Annotated in this window: 18 protein-coding genes; 14 read left to right on the plus strand and 4 right to left on the minus strand. The window is 64.9% G+C overall.

What is annotated here, in order from left to right; genetic code table 11:
* Positions 1–85: 85 nt before the first annotated feature.
* The 4 genes from hrcA (at position 86) to OJB03_RS05535 (ending at position 3,898) form a co-directional block, all read left to right on the plus strand.
* Positions 86–1,177 (plus strand): heat-inducible transcriptional repressor HrcA, encoded by a 1,092-nt coding sequence (gene hrcA, locus OJB03_RS05520; RefSeq protein ID WP_263785810.1) that lies wholly within the window; start codon positions 86–88, stop codon positions 1,175–1,177.
* A 112-nt stretch (positions 1,178–1,289) separates the two neighbouring features.
* On the plus strand, positions 1,290–1,949 hold the full coding sequence (locus OJB03_RS05525; protein ID WP_263785811.1) for a nucleotide exchange factor GrpE: 660 nt from the start codon (positions 1,290–1,292) through the stop codon (positions 1,947–1,949).
* A 99-nt stretch (positions 1,950–2,048) separates the two neighbouring features.
* Entirely contained in the window at positions 2,049–3,215 is a 1,167-nt protein-coding gene (gene dnaJ, locus OJB03_RS05530; protein WP_263785813.1) for a molecular chaperone DnaJ, read from the plus strand.
* Between the two features lie 140 nt (positions 3,216–3,355).
* Complete coding sequence (locus tag OJB03_RS05535; RefSeq protein WP_263785815.1) at positions 3,356–3,898, plus strand: flavin reductase family protein; 543 nt, start codon at positions 3,356–3,358, stop codon at positions 3,896–3,898.
* Here OJB03_RS05535 and OJB03_RS05540 read toward each other — a convergent pair.
* On the minus strand, positions 3,823–4,665 hold the full coding sequence (locus tag OJB03_RS05540; protein ID WP_263785817.1) for a TIGR02757 family protein: 843 nt from the start codon (positions 4,663–4,665) through the stop codon (positions 3,823–3,825). The genes OJB03_RS05535 and OJB03_RS05540 overlap by 76 nt on opposite strands.
* A 218-nt stretch (positions 4,666–4,883) precedes the next feature.
* Between OJB03_RS05540 and OJB03_RS05545 the strand changes: the two genes are divergently transcribed.
* Both OJB03_RS05545 and OJB03_RS05550 read left to right on the plus strand, forming a co-directional pair.
* Complete coding sequence (locus tag OJB03_RS05545) at positions 4,884–5,891, plus strand: acetyl-CoA carboxylase carboxyltransferase subunit alpha (RefSeq protein WP_263785819.1); 1,008 nt, start codon at positions 4,884–4,886, stop codon at positions 5,889–5,891.
* 23 nt (positions 5,892–5,914) lie between these two features.
* The gene (locus tag OJB03_RS05550; RefSeq protein ID WP_263785821.1) at positions 5,915–6,331 is read left to right on the plus strand and encodes an acyl-CoA thioesterase; all 417 of its coding nucleotides are present in this window, start codon (positions 5,915–5,917) and stop codon (positions 6,329–6,331) included.
* Positions 6,332–6,366: 35 nt separating this feature from the next.
* Here the strand turns inward: OJB03_RS05550 and OJB03_RS05555 are convergent, their stop codons facing one another.
* The gene (locus OJB03_RS05555) at positions 6,367–7,569 is read right to left on the minus strand and encodes a serpin family protein (protein WP_263786244.1); all 1,203 of its coding nucleotides are present in this window, start codon (positions 7,567–7,569) and stop codon (positions 6,367–6,369) included.
* A 116-nt stretch (positions 7,570–7,685) separates the two neighbouring features.
* On the opposite strand from OJB03_RS05555, the gene OJB03_RS05560 reads away from it, so the two are divergent.
* From OJB03_RS05560 to OJB03_RS05570, 3 genes are all read left to right on the plus strand, one after another.
* Positions 7,686–8,822, plus strand: coding sequence for an acetoin utilization protein AcuC (locus OJB03_RS05560; protein ID WP_263785823.1), 1,137 nt, complete (start codon positions 7,686–7,688; stop codon positions 8,820–8,822).
* Positions 8,823–9,634: 812 nt separating this feature from the next.
* The gene (locus OJB03_RS05565) at positions 9,635–10,027 is read left to right on the plus strand and encodes a VOC family protein (RefSeq protein ID WP_263785825.1); all 393 of its coding nucleotides are present in this window, start codon (positions 9,635–9,637) and stop codon (positions 10,025–10,027) included.
* 349 nt (positions 10,028–10,376) lie between these two features.
* Positions 10,377–11,072, plus strand: a complete 696-nt coding sequence (locus OJB03_RS05570; protein WP_263785826.1) for a cell wall hydrolase — start codon at positions 10,377–10,379, stop codon at positions 11,070–11,072.
* A 14-nt stretch (positions 11,073–11,086) separates the two neighbouring features.
* Here OJB03_RS05570 and OJB03_RS05575 read toward each other — a convergent pair whose 3' ends face one another.
* Positions 11,087–12,718 (minus strand): UDP-N-acetylmuramoyl-tripeptide--D-alanyl-D-alanine ligase, encoded by a 1,632-nt coding sequence (locus tag OJB03_RS05575; RefSeq protein WP_263785827.1) that lies wholly within the window; start codon positions 12,716–12,718, stop codon positions 11,087–11,089.
* 107 nt (positions 12,719–12,825) lie between these two features.
* Positions 12,826–13,602 (minus strand): alpha/beta fold hydrolase, encoded by a 777-nt coding sequence (locus tag OJB03_RS05580; RefSeq protein ID WP_263785828.1) that lies wholly within the window; start codon positions 13,600–13,602, stop codon positions 12,826–12,828.
* 681 nt (positions 13,603–14,283) lie between these two features.
* On the opposite strand from OJB03_RS05580, the gene rho reads away from it, so the two are divergent.
* The 5 genes from rho to OJB03_RS05605 all read left to right on the plus strand — a co-directional run bounded on the left by rho (position 14,284) and on the right by OJB03_RS05605 (position 18,305).
* A complete protein-coding gene (rho, locus tag OJB03_RS05585; protein ID WP_263785829.1) occupies positions 14,284–15,405 on the plus strand; it encodes a transcription termination factor Rho in 1,122 nt (373 codons plus the stop codon).
* A gap of 130 nt (positions 15,406–15,535) precedes the next feature.
* A complete protein-coding gene (gene radC / locus OJB03_RS05590; RefSeq protein ID WP_263785831.1) occupies positions 15,536–16,312 on the plus strand; it encodes a RadC family protein in 777 nt (258 codons plus the stop codon).
* 73 nt (positions 16,313–16,385) lie between these two features.
* Positions 16,386–16,574, plus strand: a complete 189-nt coding sequence (locus tag OJB03_RS05595) for a hypothetical protein (RefSeq protein WP_263785833.1) — start codon at positions 16,386–16,388, stop codon at positions 16,572–16,574.
* Position 16,575: 1 nt separating this feature from the next.
* A complete protein-coding gene (locus OJB03_RS05600) occupies positions 16,576–16,773 on the plus strand; it encodes a four helix bundle protein (RefSeq protein WP_263785835.1) in 198 nt (65 codons plus the stop codon).
* Positions 16,774–16,865: 92 nt separating this feature from the next.
* Positions 16,866–18,305: a glycine--tRNA ligase gene (locus OJB03_RS05605; RefSeq protein WP_263785837.1), complete on the plus strand. Its 1,440-nt coding sequence runs from the start codon at positions 16,866–16,868 to the stop codon at positions 18,303–18,305.
* The last annotated feature ends 5 nt before the right edge of the window (positions 18,306–18,310 follow it).

An 18,310-nucleotide genomic window follows, 5' to 3' on the forward strand; every position in this document is an offset into this window, starting at 1 on the left:
AATCTCCTCAGCAACGTCGGGTTGGAGGACAGACCAATCTGCACAACGGCCTGGACACCCGTTTGAGAAACTCCTTCACGCCCCTGTGAGCCCTGTTGACGCGAACGACGACCGGCCGTCCCTCAGCGAGCGTGAGCGCGACATCCTCCGCCTCGTCATTGAGCAATTCGTCGACACGGCGGGGCCTGTGGGGTCGCGGTCGCTGGCCAAGGACGCGAACGTAGAGCTGAGCCCCGCCTCCATCCGCAACACCATGGCGGACCTGGAGGACATGGGCTACCTGGACCACCCGTACACCTCTGCCGGCCGCGTGCCCACCCGACTCGGGTACCGCACGTTTGTCGACGAGCTTATGGACACGCCGGCCCTTTCGGAAGTGGAGCGGGAGGTGCTCAAGGTCAAATTGGCCCGTCTCGTCAGCGATACCGACGAACTACTGAGTGAGAGCACCCGTCTGCTGAGCAAGCTCACCAACCTGCTCGGGATCGCCCTCACGCCCCGTCTCTCCACCGCCATGCTGGACCGGCTCGACATTGTCCCGCTGTCCGGTTCGCGCCTCATGTTTGTGTTGAGCGTGCAGGGGGGGCTCGTGAAGACAGTCGTCCTCAGCTTTGAGCCGGACCTGCAGCGGGCCAAGATAGACCGCATCGTGTCGACCCTGAACGAGCGCCTCGCCGGCCTAACCCTGCACGAGATCCGCGACACCTACGAGGAGCGCCTTGAGGATCTGCCCGACGAGACAGGGCTCATCGCCCTCGTTCTCGACGAGGCGTCGATCCTCTTCAGTGAGCCGGATGAAGGTCGCCTGCAGTTTGACGGCACGCAGAACATTCTGTCTCAGCCCGAATTCCAGGAGCCTGATGAAATGCGGCACCTCATCGAAACCATTGAAGATGAGGACCGCGTTGTGCAAGTGATTGAGAACCTATTTGAGGCCAATCCCGACGCCGTGGGACAGGCTGTCGTCCGCATCGGGAGCGAGACCGATCGGGAGGAGATGGACGCCTACTCCATCGTTATGTCCCCGTACCAGCTCGGTGACACGGTGGGCTCCCTCGGCGTCATCGGGCCCAAACGAATGGACTACGGCCGCGCCGTGGCCCTCGTCGAAAACATGGCCGCCGTCGTAAATCGGCCTGGGGACGACGAGGCGACGGACTCTTCCGTTCCGTCCTAGCCCGCTCAGGCCCCGGAGCCACGCCCGAATGCCGTTAGCGGTCGCTGGCGAACGCCGGCGACCGTTCGTGTTGTCTGTCCTGTGTCTTGTCCCACGAACCCTCTTGTTGACTGTGAGTGCAGACCCGAACGACGGTCGTCCGATGACGAACGACTCGTCCCCAAACGCCGACGACTCCTCCTCCGCCGACCCTGCCGACGAGGAGACCCCCGCCTCCGATCCGCCCGATGACATCGAGGCCCTCACGGGCGAGGTAGAGGCCCTCCGCGACGAGGTGGAGGGGCTGAAGGAGGAACGCGACGAACTGAACGAGCGCCTGCTCCGGAAAGCGGCGGAGCTCGAAAATGTGCGTCGCCGCATGGACCGGGAGAAGAAGCGCCGCCACGTGGCCGGAAAGGAGACGGTGCTCGAATCGATGCTCGAGGTGCTCGATGACTTTGAACGCTCCCTCGATGCAGCTCAGGACCTTGACGTGTCCGACGATCCGGAATCGGCCTACGAGACGCTCAAGGGAGGGGTGGAGATGGTGTACCGCAAGTTTCAGGACCAGCTTCAGTCCCTCGGTGTGGAACCGATTGAGGCGGAGGGGCAGCCGTTCGACGAGCAGCTGCACGAGGCGATGATGCGGCAGCCGTCCGACGACGTCGAGCCGGGCAACGTCCTGCAAGAGGTGCAGAAGGGCTACACGATGGGGGACCGTGTGCTCCGTCACAGCCGGGTTGTCGTGGCCGCCGAGCCGTCAGAAAGCAGCAGTGCGGCCAACTCCGCATAGCGAGGTCCCCGCCAGCCCCCTTGGCTGGTTCTCACTGTCATTGCACGCCGACGCAGCGGCCCAAGGCCGCACTCTTCCGAACGAGAACTGCTCCTGCACATGCCGCGCGACTATTACGACATCCTCGAGGTCGACGAAGACGCCTCCGACAAAGAGATCAAGAAGGCCTACCGGAAGAAGGCGATGGAGTACCACCCGGATCGCAATCCGGACGATCCGGAGGCCGAGCAGAAGTTCAAGGAGGCATCGGAGGCGTATGAGGTCCTGTCGGACTCGGAGAAGCGCCAGCGCTACGACCAGTTCGGCCATGATGGGGTCGACAGTGGGGCGAGCGGCGGCCGGCGAGGCCGTGGGCGCGGCTTCCACGACATTGAAGACATTTTCGATGCCTTCAGTGACATCTTTGGCGGGGCCCAGGGGGGAGGCCGCGGGCGCGGTCGGTCGGAGCGAGGACGAGGACGCCCGGGCAGCGACCTCCGCGTGTCGCTCTCACTGACTCTCGAGGAGATTGCGGAGGGCACCGAAAAGAACCTCCGGCTTCAGAAGTACCTGGAGTGTGAGTCGTGTGATGGCACTGGCGCCGAAGGGGGCATGGGCGGGCAGAATTTCTCGATGTGCCCGAAGTGTGACGGCACCGGCGAAATCCGTCAGGTCTCCCGCTCCGTGTTCGGGCAGGTCGTCAACGTGCAGCCGTGTCCCCGGTGCGAGGGGGAGGGGCGCATCATCGACAACCTGTGTGACGACTGCGGCGGCGAAGGGCGCGTGCAGGGCGAAGAGTCGATTTCGATCAATGTGCCGCCGGGCGTGATGGAGGGCAACTACCTCACCCTGGGCGACGCGGGCAATGCAGGCCTCCGCGGCGGACCCAGTGGCGACCTCCGGATTGAGATTGAGGAGGAGCCCCACGAGCACTTCGAGCGGGACGGGCTCGACATCTATTACGACCTTCACCTGTCTTTCCCGGAGGCCGCGCTCGGCACCGAGGTGGACGTTCCCACCCTGGAGGGCGAGGCCCGACTGGAGGTCGAGTCCGGCGTGCAGGCCGGCAAGATCCTCCGCATGCGAGACCGGGGCCTGCCGGACCTGGAAGGGAGCGGGCAGGGCGATGAGATGATCCGCGTGCACGTCTGGACACCGCAGGATCTCACCGAAGAAGAGAAGGAACTCCTCGACCAGCTCCAGGAGCACGACAACTTTCAGCCCCAGCCCCCGGAGGAGGATACCCAGAAGTCGTTCTTCCGCCGCGTCTCTGACGTCTTCTCGTGATGAACACAGTCTCGTAACGGACGGCGCTCGGGGCGAACGGGCTTCCCGTCGCCTCATTGGAGGATTCCTCTTCCAGCAGGGAATCCCGAGAGCATGCACCGCGGGACGCGCGCCACTCCTTTTCTGCACCATTCCGTTTCATGGCCGAAGACGAACCAAGCACATTTCGGGCGTCGATGGGCCGGGTGCCGTCGCCCGTTGTCGTGGTGACGGCCCGGGGGGCCGAAGAAGCCCGCGGCATCACGATCGGGTCCTTTTCAAGCGTTGCGCTCGACCCGCCGCTCGTGAGCTTCAACGTGGGCCGCGACTCGAGCATGTTTGAGGTGATGGAGCACTGTGATCGGTTTGCGGTGCACATGCTCGGAGAAGACCAGGCGCACCTTGCGAAGCAGTTTGCCATCCCCGGCCTCAGCGGCCCCGAGCAGTTTGAGGCGGTGCCCCACGAGCGCGACGCGCATGGCACGCCGATTCTTGAAGGCGGCTCAGGCGTCCTCCACTGCCGCCCACACGACTCAATCTCGGCCGGCGACCACTACCTGTACGTCGGGCGCGTTGTGGAGGTGGAGGAGCGTCCGGATCAGGGAGCAGTGCTGTACTACAAGAGTGACTACCGGGGCGTGGGCAAGGAGCTCCCGTCGACCCGGTTGGCCCCCGTGAAGCGCGCGTCCAACGACTCGTCCTGAGCCCCCACCCCGAAGAACGCGAAGTCGTATCGGGCGGGGTCCGGCGCGCAGAAGTGCCGGCAGATGGCCGTGAGGCGCCGAACTGCCGTCCAGTCGTTACTTTTCCGCTCCAGCAGCCCGAGCGCCCGAGCCTGTCGCCCCACGTGCACGTCCACCGGCAGCATCAGATCGGACGGATCCAGCACCGACCACAGGTTGAGGTCGACGGGGCCCGGCCGTACCATCCAGCGGAGATACATGTTGAGCCGCTTGCAGGCGCTGCCGGCCTCGGGCCGGGCTAGGTGCTTACGGAGACGCCGCGGGGTGTCGTTGTCGATCGTGAGGAGGGTGGTGCTCACGCCCTGTAGCATCGTCGCCACAGGTGACTCGTCCGGGTCGTCGGGACGGTGGGCCGCGAACAGGCCCTCAATGGTCTCGTGTTGGTCGAGGGCGGTGCTCAGGTTGGTGGTCAACCAGACCGCATCGATGGGTTGAAAGGTGCGGTGGACGAACCCATCGAGGGCCTCCGCGTCGGTCTCCGGGTCAAACGTTCGCACGAAGCGGTAGGGAGCGTGGCCCATCCGTTCGCACAACTCTTCGAGCTTGCGAAGCATCACGTCGCGGCGGCCCCAGGCCAGCAACGCCGCGTAGAGCCCGATTACCTCCTGGTCACGGGGGGCGTCGAAGGCGTGGGGAATAGAAATCGGGTCGTCGTCGATAAAGGCAGGGCGCTCGTGCTGATCGACGAGCGTGTCGAGGTACTCGCGGAGGGCGTCGAGGGTGGCCACGTGGGCGGCTCAAAACTGATTCGGGAACGGTGCGCCGTACCCGGACGGGCACTGTGGGGGCGCGTTCCGGGGGAGAGCGCCGCGGTCCCCGGCTTCACCTTCTGGAAAACTTCGTGTGTCCACGCGCCGTCGCTCCCCGACGTATTGCCATTCCCGTCGCCAGACGGCTTATTTATGCCACCCTAAAAGAATGTGTCCCAAACCAACCTGTCCCCGCCATGGCCGACGACGAACATCTGCTCGACTTCGAGAAGCCGCTCGTCGAGCTCGAGGACAAGCTTACCGAGATGCGGGAGCTTAACGCGGAGACGCAGGACGATCTTTCCAACGAGATCGAGGCGTTGGAAGAACGGGTGGAGCAGCTCCGGACCTCCATCTACCGCAACCTGACGCGGTGGCAGCGGGTGCAGATTGCTCGCCATCCGCAGCGCCCCTACACGTTGGATCACATCGAGGCGCTGACGGACGACTTCACGGAGCTGCGCGGGGATCGGAAGTTTGGTGACGACCGATCGATCGTTGGGGGGCTGGCGCAGTTTGCGGGGGGGCGTTTTGGCTACCGCGACCGCACCGTGATGATCATGGGGCACCAGAAGGGGCGGGACACCAAAGAACGGAAGTACCGCCGCTTCGGCATGCCCAACCCGGAGGGCTACCGCAAGGCGGAGCGGCTGATGAAAATGGCCGCCAAGTTTGGGAAACCGGTCGTCGTGCTCCTCGACACGCCCGGCGCATACCCGGGCATGGGGGCCGAAGAGCGCGGACAGGCCGAGGCCATCGCGCACAATCTCTTTGAGATGGCGCGCCTGGAGACGCCGGTAGTGGTCGTCGTCATCGGGGAGGGGGCCTCCGGGGGCGCCCTGGGCGTCGGGCTGGGCGACCGCACCTTGATGCTCGAAAACGCCTGGTACTCGGTGATCGCGCCGGAGAGCTGCTCGCAAATCCTGTGGCGCTCGTGGGACCACAAGGAGGATGCGGCACAGGCCCTCAAGCTCACGGCCACGGACCTGACGGAGGTGGACATCGTCGATGAGATTGTCCCTGAGCCCGTCGGCGGGGCGCACCGCGACCCGGCGAAGACCTACCAGGCCGTCGGGGCGGCCGTCGCTGACGCCCTTGATGAACTCGAAGACCTCGATCCGCAGGCGCTGCTCGACCAGCGGCTCGAAAAATTCGACGCCCTGGGCGCCTACGAGTCGGCCGAGCCCATGACCGCCTCCGCGTAGTCTTCTAGTGTTTCCGATCCGGCATGGCCTATACGTACTCGCATGCCCACCGCGTCCGGTACCGAGAGTGTGACCCGATGGGGGTGGTGTACCATACGCACTACCTCGACTACTTTGAGGTCGCCCGGACGGAGGCCCTCCGCCACGCGGGGATCCGCTACCGGGACCTCGAGGCCGACGGCATCATCATGCCGGTTGTGCACGTGGAGGTTGACTACCACGGCCCGGCCCACTACGACGACCAGCTCATCATAGAGGCCCACTTCGAACAGATGCCCACCGTGCGCGTCCCCATCGGCTACACGGTGCATCGCGATGGAGAGGACGACGCACTCGTGACCGGGCACACCACGCTCTGCTTCACGGACGCGGAAGCAGGGGAGCCCGTTCGCGCTCCGGCGGCGGTCCGGGACGCCTTTGCACCGCTCCTTGAGGACTAGCCCCGGAGATTGCGGGCACTACGGGCGTCTGTCGCTCACTCCGCGGTCGGATCCATAACAGTGCCGAGGAAGAGAATTGTACCGGAGTGGTTTTCTCGAATGGCAACTACGAAGGGCCGGTCTACGACGAACGAGGGCGGAGCGGACGTAACCTCGATCCCGACCGACGTGGCCGCGCTCGCCTCCGTGCCCGCCTCGTCGACGCGGAGAAACGTCTTGTGCTTCACCTCGCTGATTGCGAGTGCCGTGTCGGCGATGTCGCGGAAGTTGGCCGCGTTTGTAAAGGCGACGCCCATGCCAAGATCGGTGAGGACATCATTGAGGGCCTTCTCGTAGCGGAGCGTGAACGTCGGCATCTCTAGCCGACGGAGTGACCGTGGAGACAGCCCCTCGGTCACCTGGGCCCATGTCTCTGTATCGAGGCTGTTGACGACCCCTTCGACCGAGGCGTCGTCGCGGGGGAGCAGGATTGTCATGCTGTAGAGGCTGTCGCCGTACGCGATGTCTAAGGCCCGAAACTGATCGGCCGTGTACGTAGGGTGTACCACCTCCTCCATTTTCTCCATCATCGGCACCGTCACAGTGGAGCCGTCGGTCCGACGAAAGGCGCCCGGCTCGGTGTTCGACGGATCAAATTGGTCACGCCACGGGCCCTCGAAGTACGTGGCGTTGATGAGATACATCACGATTTCGGGCGGGATGGGATCGAGAACGATTTTCGGGATGTTTCCGCGCGTCTCGTCGTTCACCCATCCGTTAATCCGGTCGGCGGCGGAGGGGGCGGCAAAGTCGAGTGCGGCCACCTCGGCGTCGAAGTGGGTCCGGTTCGTGTCGATGAAGGCCTCCTCCACCGGGAGGCCCTCGCAGTACCAGATCGAGTTGGCAAGCGCGACGTCCACGTCCGGATCGAGCCCTTTCAGCAGGTCGATAAGCCCGCGGTAGGCGTCGTTGAGCTCGGCGGGCGACAGGTCCTGCTTCTCCAGCGCCGTCTCCATGGCCGCACGGGTCTCGCCGCGCGCTCCGTTCAGGGTCATGCCGAGAACCATCGACACGCTGAGGAGAGAGAGGAATACGTTCTTCGATGGGTCCTCCGCATCCACAGTGGACCGGAGAAGCGTGAGCCCGAATGCGTTGTCGGTGTCGACGACATTCTGCTCGGTGGCCGTGAGGGGCCGCGGCGGCGGTGCGTCTTCCGGGTCGGTGGGGCCGGTCGAGTCGCAGCCGACTCCAATGACCAGACCGGCGGGCGGTCCATTGACGGACTGGCCCGGTGGTGTCTACCTTTTGGTAGCCCCACGGCTTTGCCTTCGAGGCTGAACCCCACGACTCCCCGTCCCACCGTTGCGCTCCGAACATGGCCACGTTCCTCTTCCACGACCGCTACCTCGACTACCATTTCGGGCCCCAGCACCCTTTCAGCCCCGTCCGACAGGAGATGACGATGGACCTCTTGGAGACGCTCGGGGTCCCCTTGGACCCGGTGGCCCCCCCGGTAGCGACCCGCGAAGAGGTGCGGCGGGTCCACGGCGAGCGGTTCGTGGAGAAGGTCGAGGCCGCGTCGGACGGCACGCCCCCCCCACAGGCGCGGTCCTTTGGCCTGAACACGGGCGACGTGCCGGTCTTCGAAAACATGGACGCCGCGGCCCGTGGCCTGGTGGGCGGGACGCTCCATGCAGGCCGGCTGATCGCCGAGGGGGACGCGACCCGCGTGCTCCAGTTTGGCGGCGGCCTTCACCACGCCCACCGGGCCCGGGCCTCCGGGTTTTGCGTATACAACGACCTGTCGGTGGCCATCGACGCGCTGCGCGAGCAGGGGCTTCGCGTTGCCTACGTGGACGTGGACGTGCACCACGGGGATGGCGTCCAGCATCTGCACGACGAAGACCCCGGGGTGCTCACGGTTAGCCTCCACGAAACGGGCCGGTCTCTTTTCCCGGGCACCGGACACGTTGAAGAGATTGGCGAGGGGGCCGGCCGGGGCTTCTCGCTGAACGTCCCGCTGGCCCCGTATACCGAGACGGACAGCTACCTGGACGCCTTCGAGCACGTGGTGCCCTACGCCCTGCAGCATTTCCAGCCGGACGTGATCGTAGCGCAGTGCGGGGCCGATGCCCACTTCGAGGACCCGCTGGCCGACCTCCTTCTCACCACGCAGGCCTACGAAACGATCTTTCGCCGCCTCCTGGCCCTGTCCGACGACCACGCGGAGGGGCGGCTTCTCTGCACCCTCGGCGGCGGATACCGGCTCGACGCGGTCTCCCGCATCTGGGCCCTCCTCGCGCTGACCATGATGGACCGTGAATTGCCGGAGACGCTGCCCGACGCATGGTGTGAGCGGTGGCAGGCGCGTCTCGACGATCCGCTCACGCCCACCCTCCACGATCCCGACCGCGACTTCAACGTAGAGCGGCGGTCTTCGATCGAGGACCGCAACCGCCGCACGAGCGAGCAGGCCCTGGAGCAGGTGGCGTCGTGCTGGAACTACGCGTAGCGGGCTCTTTCCTCCGCGAGGCCCCGTGACGCGCTGCTACGAGACCGTGTGTGCGGGTTTTGGGCGCCCAACATCTACGACGGGGACGAAATGGGCGAGCCGTTTGGGTTTAGCTCCGGAAGCACGGAGCGACACAAATCAGGGGGCTCTCCGAAGAAGCCTCTCGGCCCCGGGCCTGGGAGAGACGAGTTCTGCGGAAAGCGGCGGGGGAGTCTCGCCGCCTCATTGCCGACAGACGCGGTTCAGGCCTCTGCGTTAGGGAGAGAGATGGAGGGGAAAATCTCCAGGGCCTTGAGGTGCGCGTGCCGTCGGCGTACCGTGCAGACAAAAAAAGCCCACCGTCAGCGCGGAGGGCGGGGGAGGGTAGCGCTGCGGTGGGCAAACTTTCTTTCAATACTCTACCCACTAACATAGCAAAATCAGTCCCCGGGGTGTCAAGGCCTAAGTGTAACCAAGCACAAACCTTTCGTGAAGTTTTAGGGGGTCGCCCTTCGAACGTACGATGTTACCCCGCAAGGCTGCGCCGCAGATATGACGCGATGTGGCCCGCAAGGTCGGCCCAGGCGCGAATCGTGCCGATTCGTTCTTAGCCGGTAAGGCGTATTGACGCGCGGAGTGGGCAGGGACTGCTTTGGAGAAGTCCCTCGGCCTGTCAGAACTGGAGAGCATGCGTCGTTCCGAAGAACAGATACCCGGTCCCGGTGCGGTCACGGTGGAGATTCCCGAGATTGGACTTAACTACTTTTTGAGGCACTGAGGCGACGGAAGTCCGTGCGAAGCGGGCGTGTTTTTCCTCAGTACTTCTCTTCACGATGGCACAGATCGAACACGCTGCCCTCTGGACCTCCGATCTCGACCGAGCCCGCGAATTTTACGAGACCTATTTCGACGCCGAGGCCGGGGCGAGGTACCGGAACGAGCAGAAGGACTTCACCTCGTATTTCCTCTCGTTCGACTCGGGGGCTCGCCTTGAACTCATGCACACCTCAGACCTGGAGGAGGCCTCCGCGTCCGAAGGGGCTGAGCTGGAGGGATACGACCACATCGCCCTGTCCGTCGGCTCGGAGGCCGAGGTAGACCGGCGGACGAGTACATTGCGGCGCGCCGGATACGAGGTGGTGGGGGAACCCCGGCGAACCGGGGACGGCTATTACGAGAGCGTCGTACTCGACCCAGATGGGAACCGAGTCGAGATCACGGTCTAGCGTTCTGGGAGTGTGCCCCTTCACACCGACGTGTCCTCGTGCGCGCCATCATCTCTTTGCGGGCGGCCTACTGGGCCCCACCGTTCTACCGACAAGGTCCGGTGCCCCCACGATGCAGTGCGTTTTGAGGCCAGTTGGCCCAAAATCCAGCAGGAGGCGATCACCGGGCCTGCGTAGAATCCTGTCCCGGGGCTGAGCCGCTTGCTTTCGTCCAGGTGGTGTGAAAGAGCACGTCGGGGCGTTACGTCTTTTGTGTCTACGTGTCTACAAAAGAGACGAACTGGGAGAATGCCGGCACTTGTGCCCGCCCAGGGGCCGCCCGTTCTCTGGCCAAGGCACCGCGCCCGGCATGAATGCGCGCAGGATGCTCCTCAGCGCTTCCATCGGCGTTCTTTTGCTCGCCCCCGCGCCTGCTCCGGAGCCAGGGGGAGCCAACGCCGGGGAGGCACCGCCGAGCCGAGGAGCGTCTGCGTCCGCCCCTTGTGCCGTACAGCGAGACCTTTCCCGCACGGCGCCGGCCCCCGCCGCCCGCCTGAGTGCCGCGTACGCACCGAGAGCGATGGGGACGACCGACACCGCCCGGGTCGCTCCCCCGACCGACCTGGAGGAGCCGACCGTGTGGCTGGCCCGGGCCATCTACTCCGAAACGAAATTGCCCCACGAGCAGGAACTGGTCGCCTGGGTCGTGCGCAACCGCGTGGAAACTGCCTACCGCGGCCGCCGGTCCTACCGGGAGGTGGTGCTGGACCCCTACCAGTTTAGCGCCTTCAACCCCGGGACCGAAAAGCGTTCGTTTTACCGCCGGCTGCGCCCGGAGGCCCCGCTGCCGCGCTGGCGGCAGGCCCTGTGGGTGGCACGCTACGTGCGGCACGCAGCGCCGGCCTACCGCCCGTTTTCGATCGAGACGCGACACTTCTACAGCGAGCGCTCGATGCGGGACCGGACGGTGCCCTACTGGGCGGACGGCGCCGGGTTTGTGGCCCCGGACCGCAGTCGCTACGTCGTCGACGAACGGCGCTTCCAGTTCTTTAAGCGGGCGTCGTAGCCGACGGGCGACCGTCACACTTCGTACTGGTCGGGGAGGTCGTTCTCGTAGAGCACCACGTCGCCCGGCTTCAGCTGTCGCTTGAGAAACGCCTGCGCCTCGCTGAGCGACGGGACGACGTGGACGCGCTCCTGCGGAAAGTCGGCCTCCGAGAGCCCTTCCTGAATGGGGGCCGTCTGGTCGGCCCCAACGAGCACCACAAGGTCGAGGTCGTGCCCGGCGAGAACGGTGCCGAACTCCTTGTTCTCGCGCCACTGCCGGTCGCCGAGCTCCACCATTCCCGGCGTCACGATTGCACGCTGCCCGTCGCCCATCTTGCTCAGAATCTCGACGGCGTTTCGCGCCCCGACGGGGTTGGAATTGAAGGCGTCGTCGATGATCGTGACGTCGCCCCGGGTGCGGAGCTGAAGCCGGTGCTCGACGGGCTCCACCCGCCGGGCCGCGTGGGCCATTTGGCGGAGCCGCAGTCCCATTGAGCGGCCCACCGCCACGGCCAGGAGCACGTTGAGCACATTGTGCCGGCCCAGCAGCTGGGTCTCGAATGCTACGGTGGTGCCCGTGTCGTCCGTCACCTCGAAGGCGGTGCCGGTGGTGTCGTACTGAATGCTGCCGGCGGTAATATCGGCGTCGGGGTGCCCCTCGGTCGAGATCCGCCAGACCGGTCCGGAGGCCCGCTCGGCCATGGCGGCCACGCGCTCGTCATCTACATTAAGGACCACGGGGCCGTCCGGCGCCGTCTGCTCCACGAGCACGCTTTTCTCCGCCGCGATATTGTCCTGGGTGCCCATCGTTTCGAGATGAGCCACCCCTATGGTGGTCACGACCGACGCGTCCGGCTCGGCAATGTCGCAGAGCTCGTCCATATCGCCGGGGTAGCGAATGCCGTACTCCAGCACCAGCACCTGATGCTGAGGCTTCAGGTGCTCGTTGACGGCGAGACAGAGCCCCATGGGGGTGTTGTAGGAGCTCGGCGTGGCGTACACGCTGTACTTCTGTCGAAGGAGCTCGGCGACGATAAATTTCGTGCTCGTCTTGCCGTACGAGCCCGTAATGCCGACCACGGAGAGGTCTGAGCGCGCCTGGAGCCGGCGTCGGGCCTGCCGTTTGAAGCCCTTCTGGATGGCCGTTTCGACGGGGTGCATCAGGGCAGCCCCCAGGGCCACCCACAAGGGCGCCCCCAGGTCGGCCACGAGGAGACCGCCCAGGTACCACAGCACGCCCGGCGGAGAACCGAGCGTCCATCCGTACAGCCCGCCGCAGGCGACGGGGAGGAGGGCCAAGAGGGCCGTGGGGGTGATGAGGCGCACCATGCGGTCCGTGAACGCAAGGGGCTTCTTCTCCCGGTCGCTCCGGTAGCGGCGTGACGAAATGAACGCCATCGGCCACACCAGGAGGACGACGAGCACGCCCCAACCCGCATCGATGATGGGCGGGGCGAGCCCGCCTCCCGCGAGTGCGGCGGCCCCCACGCCATGGGAAGGACGGACAACCAGCGACGACACGCGGTCGGCCAACCAGCGCCCGTACCGGCTAAACTTATACGTCTCCAGCTGGAAGATGTGGAGGAAAAACCGGACGCGGCGCCCAGCCCGCCACCCGGCGAACAGGGTGGCGACGACGCCGAAAAAAATGAGCGCGCTCGTCATGCTGCCGAGAACGAGTGGGAAGAACGGTTGGCCCCGCGGAAGCGTCGGGGACTTGAGTGCAACATGAGGTGCATGGTGCGTCCGTGCAAGGCGCTCTGGCGACGGGCCTACGAGTTTTCCAGGAAATGACGGAGCCCGGCCCGGACCGTTTCCGGCTGGTCGAGGTGTCCAAAGTGGCCGGCGCCGTCGAGCTCCACGAGCCCGCAGTCGTCGATCTTCGTCGTCATCACCCCCATCTGCCGCCGTGAGACCGCGTCGTCCTCGGTCCCCCAGAACAAAAGCGTCGGGACCTGAATGCGCTGCAGCTCGTCGTCGAGGTGGTCGTTCACGGTCTTGACGAACGTCTCGCGCATGACCCCTTCCTGGGCATTGTAGTCGGCGGAGCCGAGCAGGCGCCAGACGAGCGAATGGCGAAGCCAATCCTCGGCGGGGGCCTGGAGGGGCGATGGAAGGGCCTGTACGGGGGCCTTCAGGGCCGTGGCCAGTCCCGACCGCATGTGGTAAGCCCACGACCGCTCGGGCGCAACCCCGGAGGGACTGATGAGCGCGAGCCGATTGGTAGCGGACGCGTGTGCCGACGTGCCGGCCATGTACAGCGCGATGCGTCCTCCATTCGAGTGCCCCACCACCGTGACGCTTGATTGAATCTCCGTTCGGATGTAGTCGTGGAGCAGACGTGCGTGTTCGGGGACTCCCCAAGGCTCCGGGGGCGGGGGCGAGGCGCCGTGCCCGGGCAGGTCCACGGCGTGCGTCCAATAGGCGTCGGAGAGGTCTCGAGTCAGGGGACGTAGGTCCTCCAGGCTGCGGCCCCAGCCGTGCAACAGAAGAACAGAGGGATTTTCGGGGTGCCCCCGAACCTCGACGTTCAAATTGGAATCCGTCACAAAAACGCCGAACGTCGCATGAAGAGAACCGCGAGGCAGTCCTCCGGGAAACCATCTGTATATGGCGGCGTTCCGGCTTCTGAATGCCACCTTGTCTTCCTGGCTTCCCGCCAAGTCTCCTCCCGTGCCTGGTCCACTCACGGACCGAAGGCAGCGGGAATGGTTCTCACCAGCGTGGAGATGCGCTACGTCCTCACGTCGATTCACAAACGCCGACGGCCGTTGGCCCCTGTGTGCATCGTATCAGTCTGAGAAGAGCACCGAGGAGCAGAAGACGGTTCGCCCCCAATTCTGCAGGCTGACGACGCGTTATCGACCGTACGGGCTCCGCGGGAAAACTGTCGTGGACAGGGAGCATCCGTTTCGATGTTGGTCCCACTGCTGACTTCTAACCTTGCAACTCAGCGGGACGGCTTCGAGCATCCTCCTCCCTGGAGGTTCTCACCCAGTCCGTTTGCGAGGCGCGTGCCCGTGTGCTGAACTAGCGTTTGGCCCCGTGGCAGAGTAGGGCGTTCCGAGGTTGAACTGCTGCCTCGTACGCCCCGAGTAGAGAAGGCCTACCGAGTTTGTAGGGTGCCTGGTGTTCAGGGGCGGCATACTGCCGCCTCCGCATTGCGTATTGGCAGGCACGCTCCGTCGGAGCGGGGCTTGTCGGCTTCATCACTCATCGAAGAATCGACTATGTCAGAAAACGATAACGAATCATTTCGGAGACTCCTTGAGCTTATCGGCGAAAAGAAGTACGGCTTCATGCGCGAGCTGCGGCCGGACCTGCCGAAAGACGAGGATGATCCTTTCATGCCGCCACCGCTCATTGGCAAGTTCAATCTCCGCGACGGGGTCATCATCGAAGGCGACCTGAAGCCGGGCCGCAAAGGCGGGATGCAGGTGGGCTGGATCGACTCCGTGATGGGGCTTCCCCCCAAAGAGTGGGCGCAGCTCAAGGACTTTGACCAGGGGGCAAGTGTGTACCCGGACGAGAAGCTGGACCTGATTACCGGGACCGACGACGAGTCGATGCGGGTGCTTGACCTCGTTGCGCCACTGGGGAAGGGACAGCGTGCCCTGATCGTGTCCCCGCCCCGAGCCGGCAAGACGGTTCTGCTGAAGGACATCGCCGCGGGCGTCACGGAAAACCACCCGGAGGTTGAGCTCGTCTCGTTGCTCGTCGACGAACGTCCCGAAGAGGTGACCGACTTCCGTCGGACGACCGAGGCGCAGGTGTTTGCCTCCTCCAACGACCGCGGTGAGGACAACCACGTCCGGGTCTCAACCCTGGCGATGGAGCACGCCAAGCGGCTCGTGGAGACGGGAAAGGACGTTGTGGTTCTGCTCGACTCCCTTACCCGTCTCGGACGGACCTTCAACCTGTGGGTCGACGGCAGCGGCCGGACGCTGTCCGGCGGCCTGGACGCGGAGGCGCTGAAGGTGCCGCGCCAGATCTTCGGGTCGGCGCGCAACATCGAGGGCGGCGGCTCGCTGACGATCATCGCCACTGCGCTGGTCGACACCGGAAGCCGGATGGACGAGGTCATCTTCGAGGAGTTCAAGGGCACAGGAAACTCCGAGATCGTGCTCGACCGTGAGATGGCCGACAAGCGCATCTTCCCGGCCGTCAACCTCCGCGAGAGTGGAACCCGGAATGAGGAGCGCCTCCTCGGCGAGGTGCGGCGCAAGAAGCACAACCAGCTGTTCCGGGCGCTCAACTCGCGGGCCCCAATCGAGGCGATGCAGGCCCTGCTTCGGCACCTGCGCAACAGCCCGTCCAACGCGCACCTGCTGAACGAGCTCGTTCCCGAGTAGGCGGGAGGACTGCGGGCGGGCCAAGAACAGGGCCGGTCCGCCGGCGGGGGCAAAACATGTTATGTTATAAGTGCCGGGGAAAACGTGTCTGGGGAGTGTACGGACTCTCTCCCTGCTCTCCCTCTCCGTAATGCCTCCTGATTCTGCGCCCGACGCCTCCGCCGAAGACCCGTCGTCACCCGAGGGATCGGAAGAGCCTGCCCTGCTGTATCGCGTTCCGATCCACGAGTGGGACGAATCTGATCAGCCGCGCGAGAAGCTGCTGGCGCACGGCCCCACCGTTCTCTCCGACGCGGAAGTGCTGGCGCTCCTGCTCGGGTCCGGCACCCGCACCAGCGACGGCCCCGTCTCCGCCGTCGAGCTCGGCCGCTCCCTGCTTCAGTCGTACGGCTCGTTGCACGAGGTCTCGCAGCGCAAACCCAAGGAGCTGACGCGTATGCGGGGCGTAGGGCCGGCGAAGGCCACCAAGCTCGCCGCCGCGTTTGAGGCCGGTCGTCGCGTCGAGTCGCAGCGGCAGCAGGACGAGCGTGTGCAGGTCACGTGCCCCGCCGACGTGGCGGACGTCTACGGCCCGCTCCTGCGCGACCTCGACAAAGAGGTGTTCAAGGTCGTGCACCTCAACACGGCCAACGTCATCATTGGTGACTACACCGTGAGTGAGGGCGGCCTCTCATCGAGCGTCGTGGAGCCGCGCGCTGTCTTCGAGCAGGCCATTCTCGACGACGCAGCCGCGGTCCTCTGTCTCCACAACCATCCCTCCGGCAACCCCGAGCCCAGCCGCGAGGACGTTCGGATCACCCGGCAGCTCGTCGACGCCGGTGGCACGATGGGCATCCCGGTGCACGACCACCTTATCATTGCCGGTACCGAGCACACGTCCCTGGCCGAGCGCGGCGTGATTGACTGACTTCGGTCTCTCATTTTGGCATTTTTTATTTCGGCACCTTGAGTGCCAAAGTGAGAAAATGAACCAGTGAAAAATGTCTCTGGAAGAACGGGAGGATCGCCTGATTGACTTTGCGATGCGGGTCGGAGGCGTCGTGGATGCGCCGCCGGAGGACCCCTTGGGACAGCACATTGCCAATCAGATCCTGTGCAGCGGTCCGTCGCCGGCGCTGAACTACCTGGAGACCTGTGCCGCGGAGAGCCAACGCGACGTTGCTCACTGAGTTGAGCATCAGTCTGAAAGAGCTGCGCGAAACCAAGACGTGGCTCCGCATCACTCGCAGGGACGACCCGCACTCCGCCGAGCGGCTCCACGAGCTCACTGACGAGACGGGCCAGCTTTGCGCGGTTCTCTCCCAGTCCGCTCATATGGCGGAGGGGGAAGGTGGAGGCCGGTGGAAGAAGCTTGCCAATGCTCAATGAACAATAGGGACTTCCCGTTGCATCCAGCACACGCGCTTGATACACTCTAGTATTGCGTCCGCAATCCTTCTTCACTACGGTTCCCAGCGTCCATGAGCGACGACCTGTTCGACACCATTGTCTCCCTGTCCAAGCAGCGCGGCTTCATCGTCCAGTCGTCCGAGATCTACGGCGGCCTGAGCGCCACCTACGACTACGGCCCGATGGGGGTGGAGCTGAAGCGCAACGTGAAGGAGAAGTGGTGGCAGTCGATGGTGTACCAGAACGACGACATCGTGGGGCTGGACGCCTCCATCATGATGCACCCGAAGACGTGGGACGCGTCGGGGCACACGGAGGCGTTCAACGACCCCCTCATCGACGACAAGGCCTCCGGGAATCGTTACCGGGCCGACGAACTGATCGAGGACTACATCCGCGACCTCCAAGAGGACGGAGCGGAGGAGCACGCCGAGGAGGTCCACGAACGGCTGGTGGAGGCGCTGAACGCGGGCGACGACATGAACGATGCGCTCCACGCGATCATCATGGACGAGGAGATTCCGGCGCCGGAGTCCGGCGCGTTCGACTGGACGGACGTGCGCCAGTTCAATCTCATGTTCGAGACGCAGATGGGGCCGGTGGATGGGCAAAAGGTGTTTCTGCGGCCCGAGACGGCCCAGGGCATCTTCGTCAATTTCCACAACGCCCGGGAGCCGGCCCGTCTGCACGTGCCATTCGGCGTGGCACAGATTGGCAAGGCGTTCCGCAATGAGATCGTGGCCCGGCAGTTCGTCTTCCGCACGCGGGAGTTTGAGCAGATGGAGATGCAGTACTTCGTGAAGCCGGGCACCGAGCTCGACTGGTACGAGCAATGGAAGGAGCGCCGAATGGCGTGGCACGAGAGCCTCGGCATCGACCCGTCGAACCTCCGCTTCCACGAGCACGACCAGCTTTCGCACTACGCCAACGCGGCGGTCGACATCCAGTACAACTTCCCAATCGGCTGGAAGGAGCTGGAGGGCATCCACTCCCGGACCGACTATGACCTGAGCCGGCACGAAGAGTACTCCGGCAAGAAGATGTCGTACTACGACCCGTGGGAGGAGGAGCGCTACACGCCGTACGTCGTGGAGACCTCCACGGGCCTCGACCGGACGCTCTTCATGGTGCTCTGCGACGCGTACTACGAGGAAGAGGTGAAGGGGGACACACGCTCGGTGCTTCGGTTTGACCCCGAGGTGGCACCCGTCCGCGCCGGCATCTTCCCGCTCACGGACAAAGAGGGCCTGCCGGACATTGCCCGCGAGATTGAGGACGACCTGAATCAGCACTTCAACGTCCGCTACGACGACCGCGGCTCGATGGGCAAGCGCTACCGCCGGCAGGACGAGGCAGGCACGCCCTTCTGCATCACCGTCGACTTCGATACGCTCGACGACCAGACGGTGACGGTCCGCGACCGCGACACGATGGAGCAGGACCGCGTCGCCATCGACCAGCTGGCCACCTACATCTTCGATCAGACGGCCAACTGGGAGGCGTCGGCGTAGGACGG

Origin of the sequence: Salinibacter grassmerensis, assembly GCF_947077765.1 — a bacterium.
Lineage (GTDB): Bacteria > Bacteroidota > Rhodothermia > Rhodothermales > Salinibacteraceae > Salinibacter > Salinibacter grassmerensis.